The sequence below is a fragment of the Enterococcus sp. CR-Ec1 genome (genome assembly GCF_002850555.1).
GTDB classification, from domain to species: Bacteria; Bacillota; Bacilli; order Lactobacillales; family Enterococcaceae; genus Enterococcus_D; species Enterococcus_D entomosocium.
Genome location: NZ_CP025223.1, coordinates 1,960,165 through 1,974,851, shown reverse-complemented (window position 1 = coordinate 1,974,851; position 14,687 = coordinate 1,960,165). Strand labels below are relative to the sequence as shown.

The 14,687-nt window shown below is 42.1% G+C and carries 15 protein-coding genes; 14 read left to right on the top strand and 1 reads right to left on the bottom strand.

Translation table 11 applies throughout. The annotated features are described in order from the left end of the window. Window position 1: 1 nt before the first annotated feature. The 13 genes from coaD to coaE all read left to right on the top strand — a co-directional run bounded on the left by coaD (window position 2) and on the right by coaE (window position 13,089). Entirely contained in the window at window positions 2–496 is a 495-nt protein-coding gene (gene coaD / locus CXM95_RS09525) for a pantetheine-phosphate adenylyltransferase (RefSeq protein WP_005231326.1), read from the top strand. Beyond that, window positions 486–1,538, top strand: a complete 1,053-nt coding sequence (locus tag CXM95_RS09520; protein WP_008380096.1) for a SepM family pheromone-processing serine protease — start codon at window positions 486–488, stop codon at window positions 1,536–1,538. Before coaD ends, CXM95_RS09520 begins: the two co-directional genes overlap by 11 nt. A 93-nt stretch (window positions 1,539–1,631) precedes the next feature. Continuing rightward, a complete protein-coding gene (locus tag CXM95_RS09515; RefSeq protein WP_008380094.1) occupies window positions 1,632–2,045 on the top strand; it encodes a DUF1149 family protein in 414 nt (137 codons plus the stop codon). Window positions 2,046–2,067: 22 nt separating this feature from the next. Beyond that, window positions 2,068–2,439 carry a VOC family protein gene (locus CXM95_RS09510; protein ID WP_005235761.1) on the top strand — a complete coding sequence of 124 codons (372 nt, stop codon included), beginning with the start codon at window positions 2,068–2,070 and terminating at the stop codon, window positions 2,437–2,439. Between the two features lie 164 nt (window positions 2,440–2,603). Continuing rightward, window positions 2,604–3,338 (top strand): metallophosphoesterase family protein, encoded by a 735-nt coding sequence (locus tag CXM95_RS09505; protein WP_101699059.1) that lies wholly within the window; start codon window positions 2,604–2,606, stop codon window positions 3,336–3,338. A gap of 135 nt (window positions 3,339–3,473) precedes the next feature. After that, complete coding sequence (locus tag CXM95_RS09495) at window positions 3,474–5,660, top strand: Tex family protein (RefSeq protein ID WP_101699058.1); 2,187 nt, start codon at window positions 3,474–3,476, stop codon at window positions 5,658–5,660. Further along, a complete protein-coding gene (locus CXM95_RS09490; protein ID WP_008380085.1) occupies window positions 5,657–6,121 on the top strand; it encodes a SprT family protein in 465 nt (154 codons plus the stop codon). The genes CXM95_RS09495 and CXM95_RS09490 overlap by 4 nt, the downstream gene beginning before the upstream one ends. A gap of 114 nt (window positions 6,122–6,235) precedes the next feature. Further along, window positions 6,236–7,570, top strand: coding sequence for a UDP-N-acetylmuramate--L-alanine ligase (gene murC, locus CXM95_RS09485; protein WP_005235767.1), 1,335 nt, complete (start codon window positions 6,236–6,238; stop codon window positions 7,568–7,570). 141 nt (window positions 7,571–7,711) lie between these two features. Next, window positions 7,712–8,185, top strand: coding sequence for a MaoC family dehydratase (locus tag CXM95_RS09480; RefSeq protein ID WP_005235769.1), 474 nt, complete (start codon window positions 7,712–7,714; stop codon window positions 8,183–8,185). Beyond that, the gene (locus tag CXM95_RS09475) at window positions 8,178–8,870 is read left to right on the top strand and encodes a Bax inhibitor-1/YccA family protein (protein ID WP_086299406.1); all 693 of its coding nucleotides are present in this window, start codon (window positions 8,178–8,180) and stop codon (window positions 8,868–8,870) included. Before CXM95_RS09480 ends, CXM95_RS09475 begins: the two co-directional genes overlap by 8 nt. A gap of 125 nt (window positions 8,871–8,995) precedes the next feature. Next, the gene (gene polA / locus CXM95_RS09470; RefSeq protein WP_086299407.1) at window positions 8,996–11,641 is read left to right on the top strand and encodes a DNA polymerase I; all 2,646 of its coding nucleotides are present in this window, start codon (window positions 8,996–8,998) and stop codon (window positions 11,639–11,641) included. A 15-nt stretch (window positions 11,642–11,656) separates the two neighbouring features. Then, entirely contained in the window at window positions 11,657–12,499 is an 843-nt protein-coding gene (mutM, locus tag CXM95_RS09465) for a DNA-formamidopyrimidine glycosylase (protein WP_008380077.1), read from the top strand. Continuing rightward, complete coding sequence (gene coaE / locus CXM95_RS09460; protein ID WP_086299408.1) at window positions 12,496–13,089, top strand: dephospho-CoA kinase; 594 nt, start codon at window positions 12,496–12,498, stop codon at window positions 13,087–13,089. The genes mutM and coaE overlap by 4 nt, the downstream gene beginning before the upstream one ends. Window positions 13,090–13,263: 174 nt before the next feature. Here the strand turns inward: coaE and CXM95_RS09455 are convergent, their stop codons facing one another. After that, a complete protein-coding gene (locus tag CXM95_RS09455) occupies window positions 13,264–14,043 on the bottom strand; it encodes an ABC transporter ATP-binding protein (RefSeq protein WP_086299409.1) in 780 nt (259 codons plus the stop codon). A gap of 176 nt (window positions 14,044–14,219) precedes the next feature. On the opposite strand from CXM95_RS09455, the gene CXM95_RS09450 reads away from it, so the two are divergent. After that, window positions 14,220–14,549: a hypothetical protein gene (locus CXM95_RS09450; RefSeq protein ID WP_008380072.1), complete on the top strand. Its 330-nt coding sequence runs from the start codon at window positions 14,220–14,222 to the stop codon at window positions 14,547–14,549. The last annotated feature ends 138 nt before the right edge of the window (window positions 14,550–14,687 follow it).

Here is a 14,687-nt window from a genome sequence, read left to right as displayed (position 1 = left end):
CGTGAAAAAGATTGCTTTATTTCCAGGGAGTTTTGACCCATTGACGTCCGGTCATGTTGACCTGATCGAGCGAGGAGCCACGCTTTTTGATGAACTGATCGTGGGTGTTTTTACAAATACCAATAAAAAAAGTTTTTTTACGAGTGAAGAAAAAGTTCATTTGATCGAAGAAGCCCTCGCCCATATTCCTAACGTCAAGATTCTGGCACAAGAAACGGAGCTGACGGTTACGATCGCAAAAAAACTAGGTGCTCAGTTTCTGCTAAGAGGCATTCGTAGTGTGAAAGACTATGAATATGAGCGGGACATCATGGAGATGAACCATCACCTAGAACCCTCATTAGAGACCGTTTTTCTTTTAGCAGACGCAAAACACAGTTTCATCAGTTCCAGTTTGTTGAAAGAAATCTTGACCTTTAACGGCGATGTTGCCGAATATTTACCTCAAAATATCTACGATGCTATAGTAAAGAAGCGTGATACCAATGAATCTTAAATCAACGATCAAATATTTCCTCCTGTTTGTTTTAGCGCTAATCATCGCCGCTTGTGCCTTTTTGCCGATTCCCTATTATATCGAGCAACCAGGAGCAACGATCGATTTAAAAGAGCTGATTACCGTCAATCAAAAAGAAGACACATCAGCCGGCTCCTTTTCTTTGACCAGTGTTGGGATTCGACAAGCTACCGTGTTCACAGCGATTGGAACGAAATTCAATGAATTCCAAGACTTGATCAGTGAGGAAGAACTTTTAGGCGGTGCGACAGATGAGGAGTACAACCGCATTCAACGCTACTATATGGAATCCTCGCAAAATAGTGCGATTGAGCAAGCATTAAAGCTAGCAGACTTACCTTATGAAATGACCTATAAAGGGGTCTATGTCATGGGGATCGATCCAAATTCCAGCTTTGCTGGGAAAATATCCGTTGGAGATACCGTCACCGCAGTCAATGGTAAAGAATTTAAAAGCAGTCAAGATTTTATCGACTACGTCCAAAGTCAAACCATTGGTGATGAAATCACCGTGACTTACTTGCAAGATGGCGAAGAAAAAGAAGCAACGGGCAAACTAATTGAACTGGAGAGCAATCAAAAAGCCGGTATCGGCATCTCCCTCGTCGATCATACAGAGATCACTTCTGATGAAGAGATCGTGATCGATTCTGGCAATATCGGAGGACCTTCCGCTGGTTTGATGTTCACCCTTGAAATCTATGAACAGTTGACCGGAGATAACCTACGTAAAGGCCACAACATAGCTGGGACAGGAACGATCTCAGCTGACGGAACCGTTGGTCGAATCGGTGGGATCGATAAAAAAGTAGCGAGTGCCAGTGAAAGTGGTGCAGAAATCTTCTTTGCCCCAGATGATGAAATCACTGACGAAGAGCGTGAAATAGATCCTTCCATCAAAACAAATTATGAAGAGGCAGTAGCAGCAGCGAAAAAGTTAGACACGGATATGAAAATCGTTCCGATCGCCAATGTCCAAGATGCCTTGGATTATCTAGCAACACTAAAAGAAGCAAATTAAAACGGCACTCGCCGTTTTTTTTTATTGTCTAAAGAATACAGTAGGCTCAAAGAAAAGGTTATGCTATACTTTTAGATAAGGAGTGTGAATCTAGTGGAATTAAAAAGACAACAACCGATCGTTGAAGCATATCATTTCGATATGAAACCGAAAGACAAAGAAATGGAAACCAAATTGAATGTCGGCTTTGCGCCGTTAAAAGTCAAAGATGAAGAATATATGGAAAAAAACAGTATTATTGGCGCCCGGCTAGAATTTCAATTAGTGTTCCCTGATTATGTTTTGTCAGGACGTGTCGGACAGGTCAATCATATTTTGAATCGTAAAGTCAATTCTGGAGAAGATCTAACAAAAGCTGAAACTGATCGTTTGGTTGAGCCATTGTTTGATATCGTCAAACGCCTGACGTATGAGGTGACAGAAATCGTGACCGACAAACCAGGACTCCAACTGAACTTCAATACCAACTCGAACCCCACACAAGAATCGACCGAAGAAGAAAAATAAGTTGAAATAGGAGGGATTTCCATTGTTTTCCAACCAAATGCAAGTGATGCTCTACGTTGATGATGTGACGAAAGCTGTCGAATTTTGGCAAGAATTAGGCTTTGTGATCATTGAACAGCAAACGATCGATGGAACATCCGTCGTCGAAATCGCTCCTTCAAAAGAGGCAGAGGTTCATTTTGTCTTATATGACCGTGAGTTCATCGAAACGCACTCACCTGAAGTCGCATTAAATTCCCCATCGATCATGTTTTTTGCTGAGGATATTACAGCTCTCTATAAAAAACTTTTAGAGATGGAAGCAGAAGTCGGCGAATTGATTCAGATGGAAGAACAGCTGGTTTTCAATTTTGCCGATCCGGATGGCAATTATTTTGCTGTTTCAGGAAAATAGGTTTTACCGATCGTAATCAATCATTCGTCTTTATGAACCCGACTCTATGCTGTCGAACCGTTCAAGACGAATGATTGTTTTTTGATTTTAATGCAAGACATTTTGCAACTAAAGGACTAGAATTGATAATAAAAGAATCAAATGCCTTTAAGGAGGGAATGACAATGCAAAAATATCTTTATGCAATCAGTGATATTCATGGAATGGCCGATCTTTTTAAAAGGCTTCTTACGGAATATGATCCTAAAATCCATCAGTTGCTTTTGATTGGTGATCTAAATGACCGAGGATCAAAGTCCAAAGAGTGTTTATTGCTTGGAAAGAAATTAGTCGAAGAACATCAAGCGATTTATTTACGTGGCAATCACGAAGAGTATTTTCTGCAATTTCTAAATGCCCCTGAGGATTGGTTCGCCGCCTACGTACGCAATGGTGGCAAAGAAACGCTTGAAAGTCTTTTGCATACAGGCGCCACTGAGGAGTATTCGCCGACGGAAATCGCCTTAATGATCCGAAGTAGGTATGGAGACTTAATAGAGTTTTTAATGGAGCGACCACTTTATTACGAGTGGGGAAAGTATCTTTTTGTCCATGCGGGCGTGGATTTAAGTAAAAAAGATTGGCGGAAGACCGCCGACCACGATTTTATCTGGATTCGCGAGCCATTTCATAAAGGAAAAAACCGTACAGGAAAAACGATCGTTTTTGGTCATACCATCACGCCAATGCTGCATGGAGATATGCAGACGACGGATCTTTGGCAACAAGATGACAAAATCGGCATCGATGGCGGGGCAGTATTTGGTGGATCGGTGCATGGCGTGATTTTTGATGAGAAAGGGATCGTTCAAGACATCGAATACCAAAATTTAGCAGGACCTTGGCAACCAGACTTTTAAAAGTCTTTTCTAAAAAGAGAAAAGCAGCCATTACAAGAGCCCCGAAGCAATGTTCCTTTCGTGCAATCTTGTTCGCTCAATGGCTGTCTTTTTTATGTTAAAATAGCAAAAGCAACAAAGGAAAGGTGAGAACGAATGGCAGAAATGAATCAAGAGGTACTTGATTTAGTGAAACAAGAACTAACCTCTTTTACCCAAAAACAAATCAGTACGGTGTTACAATTATTGCAAGAAGGAAATACCGTTCCGTTTATTGCCCGCTACCGTAAAGAAATGACGAATGGACTTGACGAAGTTCAGATTCGAGAAATCGAAGAGCGGTATCAGTACTTAGAAAACCTAGAGAAACGCAAGCAAGAAGTTTTGCGCTTGATAGAAGAACAAGAAAAGCTAACGCCTGAACTATCACAGGCGATTTTAGCTGCGACAAAAATGCAGGCCGTCGAAGACCTGTATCGTCCTTATAAACAAAAACGACGCACCAAAGCGACGATCGCCAAAGAAAATGGCTTGGAACCATTTGCTCAGTGGCTGTTAAGCTTCTCAAAAATAGGTGACGTACAAGAAAAAGCGACCGAATTTATGAGTGATGCTGTTCCTACTGTAGAAGATGTCTTGGCTGGCGCCCATGAGATCATTGCAGAAGGCGTTGGTGATACTGCAGAATTTCGAAGTTGGATTCGGAGCTATTATTCTAACAAAGGACTGTATAAGAGCACGGTCAAAAATGCTGAAAAAGATGAAAAAGGCGTTTATGAAATGTATTACGATTTCCAACATCCTATCAATAAGATGGTTTCCCACCGGGTTTTAGCCACCAATCGTGGAGTAAAAGAAGACATTTTGAAGGTAACGCTTGTGGCAGATGAAGAAAAAATCATGGAGTACCTACGTCGGAAATTGATCACGAATAGTGATTCACCCGCAGCCAGTTTTGTCCAAACTGCTGCTGCTGACGCCTTGAAACGTTTTATCTTACCAGCGATCGAACGAGAGATCCGCAATGAGTTGACAGAAAAAGCCGACGAACAAGCAATTGCGATTTTTGGAGAAAATCTTCGCAATCTGTTGCTGCAGCCGCCATTGAAGGGCAAAGTCGTTTTAGGTTTTGATCCAGCGTATCGAACGGGCTGTAAATTGGCCGTCGTTGATGAGACAGGAAAAGTACTAGCGATCGAAGTGATCTATCCCCATAAACCGGCGCCGATGAACAAACGAGAAGCGGCTGGACCAGCGTTTCGTCGCTTATTGCAAACCTATAAAGTTGAAATGGTCGCAATCGGTAATGGAACGGCGAGTCGAGAGTCAGAGCAATTCGTCGCTGAACAATTAAAATTGATCGATCAAGAAGTATATTATGTGATCGTGAATGAGGCAGGCGCTTCTGTTTATTCGGCCAGTCCGATCGCCCGGCAAGAATTCCCTGATCTGCAAGTGGAAGAACGCAGTGCCATCAGTATTGGTCGCCGTCTCCAAGATCCCTTGGCAGAATTAGTCAAAATCGATCCACAATCGGTGGGCGTCGGGCAATACCAGCATGACGTTTCGCAAAAGCGCTTAGCCGAACAATTGGATTTTGTCGTGGAAACGGTCGTCAACCAAGTAGGCGTTGATGTCAACACCGCAAGTGCGGCACTTTTACAGCATGTGGCTGGCTTAAATAAAACGACTGCCCAAAATATCGTGACCTATCGAGAAGAAAACGGGGTATTTACGCAGCGCAATCAACTAAAAAAAGTCCCTCGCTTAGGGCCAAAGGCCTATGAACAGGCGATCGGTTTTATGCGGATTCCTGGCGGAAAAGTCATTTTGGATAATACCGGGATCCATCCAGAAAGTTATGACACTGCTAAAGAAATTTTGGCGATCGCCGGCATTTCTTTAGCGAAACTAGGGAAAGAACAAATGGAAGAAAATAAAGCGAAGCTTGCCCAACTGCGCCCAGCAGAGCTTTCTGCAAAATTGTCAGTCGGGAAAGAAACCATCACGGATATCTTAAAGGCATTAATGCAGCCTGGACGCGATATGCGAGATGAAATGCCAGCCCCATTATTGCGTAAAGATGTGTTGAGTATGGAAGATCTAAAACCTGGAATGGAACTGAAAGGAACGGTTCGAAATGTGATCGACTTTGGTGCTTTCGTCGATATCGGTGTCAAACAAGATGGACTGGTTCATTTGTCGAAGCTGAGCCGTTCGTTTGTAAAACATCCGAAAGACGTTGTTTCCGTTGGTGACGTCGTAACCGTTTGGATCGAGCAAGTAGATGTCAAAAAAGGCCGTATCAGTTTAACAATGGTCGATCCAGGAAATGCTAAATGACCCAACAAGAATTGCAGCGTTTGGTGGAAGAGCTTTCGCTGTCTGTTTTCAATAAACCATTTACGCATCGAGCGGTATTTAATTCTCGCTTAAAAACAACCGGTGGCCGTTACCATCTAAGTGATCACCACTTGGATTTCAATCCAGTGATGCTTACTGAACACGGGATGGAGGTTTTTATCGGCATTATCAAGCATGAATTATGTCACTATCATTTGCATTTAGCAGGTCTTGGTCATCGTCACCAAGATCCTGCTTTTAAAGCATTGCTGGCAAAAACGGGAGGCCTGCGGTATGCACCTCCTGCCAAAAGGACAGCTAAACATCGCTATCGATGTCAAAATTGCGGCTGCGAGATTCGGCGGCAGCGGCGTGTGGATATCAAAAAATATGTTTGTGGAAAATGTCGTGGACGTTTGCTAGAAATAGGAAATGATGAGAAAAGTCAAGTCGAAAAATAAAACTCGTTGCTATTTTTTTCATTTTGTATGATAATGTAGGTCGTGTGACAACCTGATATTTGTCAATACACGCGTTTTTTTACGACGCGGATTTGAGAAAAGAGGATTATAATAATGGAAAATCAAAACAAAATACATCATTTTGTTGGAATCAAAGGTTCCGGTATGAGTTCATTGGCTTTGATTCTGCACGAAAAAGGCTACCAAGTACAAGGCTCTGATGTGGAAGAATATTTCTTCACTCAACGTGATCTAGAAAAAGCAGCAATCAAATTGTTGCCTTTCGATAAAGCAAACATTCAACCAGAAATGGTCATTATCCAAGGGAATGCTTTCCCTGACACCCACGAAGAAATCATACGGGCCAAAGAACTTGGTTTAGAAGTCACTCGTTATCATGACTTTATTGGCCAATTCATTCAGCCCTATACGAGTATTGCTGTGACTGGTTCTCACGGAAAAACCAGTACGACAGGATTGCTTTCTCATGTTTTAAGCGGCATCCGGCCAACAAGTTTCTTGATTGGCGATGGTACCGGTCATGGAGAGCCCGATGCGGAATTCTTCTCGTTTGAAGCTTGTGAATACCGCCGTCATTTCTTAGCTTATTCACCGGACTATGCAATTATGACCAACATCGATTTTGATCATCCGGACTATTTCCACTCGATTGACGATGTCTTCTCAGCCTTTCAATCGATGGCAAGTCAAGTAAAAAAAGGCATTTTTGCTTTTGGTGATGACGAGTACCTGCGTAAACTTGAAGCAGATGTCCCGATCTACTATTACGGCGTCAACGATAACGACGATGTTCAAGCAAAAAACATTGAACGCACCACCCAAGGTTCAGAGTTCGACGTCTTTATCCATGGTGAAAATATTGGCCATTTTGTCTTGCCAGCGTTTGGTCAACACAACATCAACAACGCACTCAGTGTGATCGCTGTGGCTTACAAAGAAGGATTGGACATGAAAGAAGTTGCCGCTGAGATGCTCTCATTCCCTGGAGTGAAACGTCGCTTCAGCGAAAAAATCGTAGCGGATATGACGATCGTAGACGACTACGCCCATCATCCTGCAGAAATCAAAGCAACGATTGATGGCGCTCGTCAAAAATATCCGGATAAAGAGATTATTGCTGTCTTCCAACCTCATACCTTTACCCGTACGATCGCTTTAATGGATGAATTTGCGGAAGCGTTAGATCTTGCAGACCATGTGTATCTATGTGACATTTTTGGATCTGCCCGTGAATCTCGAGGGGATGTTAAGATTGAAGATCTGGGCAATAAAATTCAAAGAGGCGGAACTGTGATCAAAGAAGAGAACGTTTCTCCGCTACTAGATCATCAAAATGCTGTCGTGATTTTCATGGGAGCAGGAGATGTGCAAAAATTTGAAACAGCCTATGAAAAACTACTAAGCAATACAACTCGTAACGTATTGTAATCAAAGACTCTTGTGGCGTGTTTGCTGCAAGAGTTTTTTACATCTGAAGTTTTTGCAAAAGCAGCACCGCGAACTTGCACTTTTGTCGGCATCTGATAGAATATACTCAGATGAAACTATTCTTTTTGGAGGAATTAAATTTTGAATATAGGAAAACCGCGAAAAATAGGGAAAAGTATTGAAGATATCGAGGAAGGCGATTCGTTATCCTTAACAGAATCGATCGAAGACAATCAACTGTTGTTATATTTAGGACTTACTAATGATGCAAACCCTTTGTATATTCAACATGACTACACGCAAAATACTGAGTATCAGCGTCCAATCGTCCCATCCATCATGTTGATGGGGATCATCACCAGTGCCGTATCGAAACATTTGCCTGGTCCTGGCTCTCATGTAGTCAATTTTTCGGTGAACTTTATTGAACCTGTATATCATTATGAAACATTGACCTTTGAATTCGAAGTGATCAAAGTGGATAAAATGAAAGACGTGGTAACTATTTCGGTTGAAGCGATCAACACAGAAGATCATCGTATTTTAGATGCTGTGGTCATGGTCCAGCCGCCAAAAGCAGTAGCAGTAAATGAGGAGGAACAACAAGATGAATAATTTAAACAATGAAACCGTCCAAGCCCAAGGCTTAAATCGCTTTTATTCAAAAGTGTATTTATTCTTCGGCGTTGGGCTTGCGATCAGTGCGATTTCAGCCTATATTTTTGGGGAAGTCTTCAAAGCGCAAACCCTGCAATTTATCGACAATTTTCCGCTAGGATTTACCGGTCTTTGGATCTTACAGATCATTCTAGTTATTGTATTAGGGGTGAAGGCGCAGAAAAATCCGTCCTTTACCGTTGCTGGCTTTTTAGTCTATTCGCTCTTGAATGGATTGACCTTGTCTGTGACATTGATGATCTATGACTTTGGATCGATCGTGGGAGCATTTGTTTCAGCAGCCGTCACTTTTGGTGTCATGTCAGCATTTGGGATCATGACCAAACGTGATCTAAGTGTGGTTGGTCGTATCGGCTATGGTCTGTTGATCGGGATCATCATCTCGACGCTCTTGAATGTATTTATTTTACGCAGTCAACCGGTTGACTTTTTCTTATCGATCGTGACCGTCTTTGTCTTTATGGGGATCACCGCTTATGACAATCAACAAATCCGCAATGTATACTTCGCAACGAATGGTGGCGCAAATACAGGAGTGGCCGTTTTCATGGCACTACAACTGTATTTAGATTTTATCAACTTATTCCTTGCGTTATTGCGTATCTTTGGAAAAAACAACTAAAAAAAGTGCGAGGAAACTCGCCTTTTTTTTTGTATAAAATGAGAGAGAAAACAAAGCAATTCATCGCTTTTGTGCCCGTTCTTTGATAGAATAAAGAGGAACTTTTTGAGAAAAGGAGTAATCAAATGCCAAAAAATAAATTACTACTCGTTGATGGGAATAGTGTGGCTTTTCGCGCGTTTTTTGCGTTGCATAATTCATTAGAACGGTTTAAAAATGCCAACGGGCTGCACACAAATGCCATCTATGCGTTTCATACTATGTTTGAAAATGTGATGGCAAAAGAACAGCCAACACATGTTTTAGTGGCTTTTGATGCTGGAAAAACCACCTTCAGGACAGCGATGTATGAAGATTATAAAGGTGGGCGTTCAAAAACCCCTGGGGAATTTAAAGAACAAATGCCTTACATTCGCGAATTGATCAACGCGTTAGGTGTTCAATACTACGAATTAGATAACTATGAAGCCGATGATATCATTGGCACATTGGCAAATAAAGTCGATAAAGAGCTATTTGATGTCGTCGTTTTATCTGGCGATCGCGATTTGACCCAGCTGGCAACGGAGCACGTGAAAGTTGACATTACGGTCAAAGGCGTTAGCGAAATTGAAAGTTATACGCCCGCTCATGTGGCTGAAAAATATGACGGCCTAACACCCTTACAAATCATCGACATGAAAGGACTAGCTGGCGATGCTTCCGATAATATTCCCGGCGTCACCAAAATTGGTGAGAAGACAGCCATTAAGCTTTTAAAGGAATATGGCTCCGTTGAGGGAATCTATGAACACATCGATGAAATGAAAAAAAGCAAGATGAAAGAAAACTTGATCAATGACCGTGAGATCGCCTTTCTTTCAAAACAGTTAGCAACCATCGATGTGGATGCGCCCATTGAGGTCGATGTCGACAAACTGAAATATGAAGGCAAAGATTTAGAGAAATTGGTGCCATTCTACCAAGAAATGAACTTTAATAGCTTCTTAGATAAGCTGCAAATTACAGCTGAACCAGTTGAGATGGAAGACATTTTGTTTTCGGTCGTTGAAGAAGTAACGGAAGATATGTTCCAGGGAGACACAGCATTGTATGTCGAGATGATGGGGGATAACTATCATTTGGAAGACATTGTCGGTGTTGCTTGGGGCAATCAAGAAAAAATTTATGTCAGCAATCGTGAAGAATTGTTTGAAAGTCCAGCCTTTACCGATTGGTTAAAAGACGAGAAACGTAAAAAATTCGTCTATGATGCCAAACGCACGTACGTGGCGTTAAACCGGTACACGACAGCACCAAAAGGAATCGCTTTTGATGTTTTATTGGCAGCTTATCTTTTAGACACGAATGATACGAATAATGACATCGCAGGTGTTGCCGCTCACTATGGCTATGATGCGATCCAATCGGATGAAGCGATTTATGGAAAAGGAGCGAAAAAAGGGCTGCCGGCGGATGAGGAAGACTTCTTTGCTCATTTAGCCCGTAAAGTAGCGGCGATTACAAACCTAACCCCAAAACTTACGGAAGAATTGGCAGCGAAGAATCAAACAGCGCTCTTTGAAGAAATGGAATTGCCTTTATCAATGATTTTAGCTGAGATGGAGATTACCGGTATCAAAGTTGATGCGTCTCGCTTGCATCAGATGAAGGGCGAATTTGCACAACGGTTGCATGAAATTGAAGAAAAAATCTACGCCGAAGCTGGAGAAACCTTCAACTTAAACTCGCCGAAACAACTGGGTGTGATTTTATTTGAAAAAATGGGCTTACCAGTTATCAAAAAAACCAAAACTGGCTATTCGACAGCAGTCGATGTGTTAGAACAACTAAAAGAGCAAGCACCAATCGTTGAAGACATTTTGACTTATCGTCAAATCGCTAAGATCCAATCAACCTATGTAGAAGGCTTATTAAAAGTGATCCAAGGAGATGGCAAAGTCCATACGCGATATGTACAAACCTTGACCCAAACTGGTCGTTTAAGTTCTGTCGATCCAAACTTACAAAACATTCCGATTCGTTTAGAAGAAGGTCGAAAGATCCGCGAAGCCTTTGTGCCACGAGAAGCTGATTGGGTGATCTATTCTTCTGACTACTCTCAAATCGAATTACGGGTGTTGGCACATATTTCAGATGATACCCATTTGAAAGAAGCCTTTATCGAAGGTCAAGATATCCATTCAAGCACAGCGATGCGAGTCTTTGGTATCGAAAAAGCAGAAGATGTGACACCAAATATGCGTCGTCAAGCCAAAGCGGTCAACTTCGGTATCGTTTATGGGATTTCCGATTATGGCTTATCCCAGAATCTAGGAATCACCAGAAAAGCCGCCCAACAATACATTGATACGTATTTTGAAAAATATCCTGGTGTGAAAACGTATATGGAGGATGTGGTTCGTGAGGCGAAGGACAAAGGGTACGTTGAAACCTTGTATCATCGCCGTCGTTACCTACCTGATATCAATTCGCGCAATTTCAATATTCGGACTTTTGCTGAAAGAACCGCCATCAATACACCGATTCAAGGCAGTGCGGCGGATATCTTAAAGATTGCTATGATCGATTTGGCGAAACGTTTGAAAGAAGAAAAATTAGCAGCAACGATGCTGCTGCAAGTACACGATGAACTAGTCTTTGAAGTACCTGAATCTGAATTGCCTCGTCTTGACGCTTTGGTGAAAGAAGTGATGGAGCAAGCCGTTGCATTGCATGTCCCTTTACTGACAGACAGCAATTGGGGCAAAACATGGTACGATGCAAAATAAATGAGGTGAACAGAGGTGCCGGAATTACCAGAAGTTGAAACGGTCCGCAAAGGACTTGAAAAACTTGTTTTAAATAAAACGATCGAATCGGTTGAGATCCTTTGGCCGCGAATCATCGAAAGTCCTGAAGTACCGATCTTTTCGACACTTTTGAAAGGGCAACGTTTTGAAAAATTTGAACGACGTGGAAAATTTTTGATTTTTAAATTGACAGATTATGATCTGATCTCTCATCTACGAATGGAAGGCAAGTACGAGTATTTTGAGTCAGACCCGATTGTCGATAAACATACACATGTCATTTTCCATTTTACAGATGGCAGTCAGTTAAATTACCATGATGTAAGAAAATTTGGTCGTATGACCTTAGTGGATAAAGACCAAAGCGCAGCCTATAAAGGGATCATGCAATTAGGTCCTGAACCTAAGCCTGAATTGTTTTTATTAGAAGCATTTGAACAAGGATTGAAGCGTTCGAAAAAAGCCATCAAACCGTTATTGCTTGACCAAAAGCTCGTTACTGGTTTGGGCAATATTTATGTAGATGAGGCGCTGTGGCAAGCAAAAATCCATCCAGAGCAACCAGCGGATTCATTAATGCCAACTGAAGTAGATGTGCTGCATGAAGCAATCATCGATGTCTTAGAGCGAGCTGTTGAAGCAGGCGGAACTACCATTCGGACCTATCTCAATGCACTAGGAGAAGCAGGAAAATTCCAAATGTCATTAAATGTCTATGGCCAGACAGGCAATCCTTGTGGCCGATGTGGCACACCAATCGTCAAGATCAAAGTTGCCCAACGGGGGACGCATTTTTGTCCTCAGTGTCAAAAACTGCATGTGAGGTCCAACAAATGAGTTTTGTTTTAGGCGTCACTGGGGGAATCGCTACTGGAAAAAGTACTGCAGTCGCGCATTTTCGATCACTGGGTTTACCGATTATTGATGCCGATATCATCGCAAGAGAAGTCGTTGAACCGAATACGGAGGGCTTGCAGGCGGTGACGCAAGCCTTTGGTCCGCAGATTTTGACAGATGATGGGCACCTAGATCGACAAACCCTCGGTGCTTTGATTTTTAACGATCCAGAAAAACGCCGCATGCTGAATCAGACGTTATCTCCTTTTATTCGACAAGAGATTTTGTCTCAGATCGAAGAAAAAAAACAGGAAGTGCCCTTGTTGATCGTTGACATTCCTTTGCTTTATGAAGCCGACTACGACCAATACATGGATCAAACCGCAGTCGTTTATGTGCCAGAAGCGATTCAAAAAGAGCGGTTGATGGCACGTAATCAATTGAATGAGCAAGACGCGCAACAACGAATCGACAGTCAGCTTTCAATTGAGAAAAAGAAACAACGGGCCGATATTGTCTTTGATAATCAAGGAACGATCGCCCAACTCAATCAGCAGATCGATGATTGGCTCGCATCTATAAATAAATAGGTAAAGCAGCAGGTTCCCTTTCACTAAAGGGAACCTGCTATTTTATCTTTCAATAGCAAACCTAGCCCTATCATTTCCAAAAACAACTGGCGCTGAAACATGTCGGAAACTGTTTGGTTTGGAAAGTAAGACGATCGTTTATGAATGGTTAAATATCAAAGTACCAGCCCTGATTTATTTTGGGGTCACGATCACGCGATTGCTGGAAAAGGGGTGAAGAACGATCGGCTGATCATAAAAAGAGGTGAGAACCTCCTCAGTAAAAATCGTCTCTCGTTGACCAGCGGCGTGGACTTTGCCGTTTTTTAACATCAGCAAATGAGTGAAAATCGGTAGTAGCTCTTCTGTATGATGAGTAACGTAAAGAAGAGTCGGCGTATTCGGCAGTTGTGAAAAAGCCTCCAGACGGGTTAGCAGTTCTTCTCGCGCAAATAGATCAAGGCCCGTACAAGGTTCGTCCAAAATCAGGATCTCTGGTTGTGCCATCATGGCCCGTGCGATCATGACAAATTGTTTTTCTCCTTGAGAAAGGACGTGATAGGAACGATGGATCAGATGAGTCAGCCTCAAGTCAGCCAAAAGTGCTTTTGCTTGGTCCAGTTGGTTTTCATCATAAGATTCATAAAGACCAATACTGGAATAAAGCCCGGATAGAACGATCTCTTCAGCCCGGTCTCGTCCATAAAACTTATTTTTTAAAGCGGAACTAACCCAACCGATGCGCCGTTGAAGATCCGGGACAGACGTTTTGCCGTATCGTTCACCTAGGACTGTTCGGTGACCAGAAGAAGGCCATAAAGTTCCTGTAATCAGCTGCAAAAGTAAACTTTTCCCCGCGCCATTCAGGCCTAAAACCGCCCAATGCTCATTTTTTTCCACTTGCCAATTGATGGTTTCTAATAAAAATTTTTGGTTGCGAATGATTGAAACCTGTTGAAAATCAAGGACTGTCATCGATAATCGAACCTAATCAGGTTCTTCACCTCCATTTATAAGAATATTCAGAAAATAATACCTACTATTATAACACATCAGTCCAAATTTCGCTGGTTGGTTGGTATCGCATTCATATCTTTTGTCAGAATTCAGAATGCTTGTTATGATGAAACTATACAGGAGGGATGATAACTATGGGTACTTTTAAAGACGAAAAAGATGTGATCGTTGGCAAGGCTAAAGAAAAAATCGGTGAGTGGACCAATAATGAAGAACTTGCCCATTCTGGGAAAGAACAAGCACACGAAGGTCAGATCAAGAAAGAGCACGATCAAAAAAGAGTCAATGAATTAGAAGATCAAAATGACGAGCGCGATGCCCGCAATGATCGAACTACCCCAGAAAATGTCAGCAGTGAAGAATTGTTGCGAGCTGAAAATCCTGATGCCAATAAAATTTCTTCTGCCGATCGTCGAGATGCAGACCAGCTGAAGCATTATACTGGAATTGAAGATAAATTATAACTGAACACGGATGCCTTCGTCTTCTAGACGAGGCATTTTTTTGTTAACCAGAGTGGATGAAGAGTCAAGAGACTACTACTCAGTTGACAATTGCTCAACATCTCATTATAATCCATTAAGATCGCATAGAGAGAAGCA

What these genes read in the sequence shown, in the direction of transcription:
- CXM95_RS09520 (WP_008380096.1), top strand. Translation starts at nt 486, where the DNA reads ATGAATCTTAAATCAACGATCAAATATTTCCTCCTGTTTGTTTTAGCG.
- CXM95_RS09505 (WP_101699059.1), top strand. Translation starts at nt 2,604, where the DNA reads ATGCAAAAATATCTTTATGCAATCAGTGATATTCATGGAATGGCCGAT.
- CXM95_RS09495 (WP_101699058.1), top strand. Translation starts at nt 3,474, where the DNA reads ATGGCAGAAATGAATCAAGAGGTACTTGATTTAGTGAAACAAGAACTA.
- CXM95_RS09490 (WP_008380085.1), top strand. Translation starts at nt 5,657, where the DNA reads ATGACCCAACAAGAATTGCAGCGTTTGGTGGAAGAGCTTTCGCTGTCT.
- murC (WP_005235767.1), top strand. Translation starts at nt 6,236, where the DNA reads ATGGAAAATCAAAACAAAATACATCATTTTGTTGGAATCAAAGGTTCC.
- CXM95_RS09475 (WP_086299406.1), top strand. Translation starts at nt 8,178, where the DNA reads ATGAATAATTTAAACAATGAAACCGTCCAAGCCCAAGGCTTAAATCGC.
- polA (WP_086299407.1), top strand. Translation starts at nt 8,996, where the DNA reads ATGCCAAAAAATAAATTACTACTCGTTGATGGGAATAGTGTGGCTTTT.
- coaE (WP_086299408.1), top strand. Translation starts at nt 12,496, where the DNA reads ATGAGTTTTGTTTTAGGCGTCACTGGGGGAATCGCTACTGGAAAAAGT.
- CXM95_RS09455 (WP_086299409.1), bottom strand. Translation starts at nt 14,043, where the DNA reads ATGACAGTCCTTGATTTTCAACAGGTTTCAATCATTCGCAACCAAAAA.
- CXM95_RS09450 (WP_008380072.1), top strand. Translation starts at nt 14,220, where the DNA reads ATGGGTACTTTTAAAGACGAAAAAGATGTGATCGTTGGCAAGGCTAAA.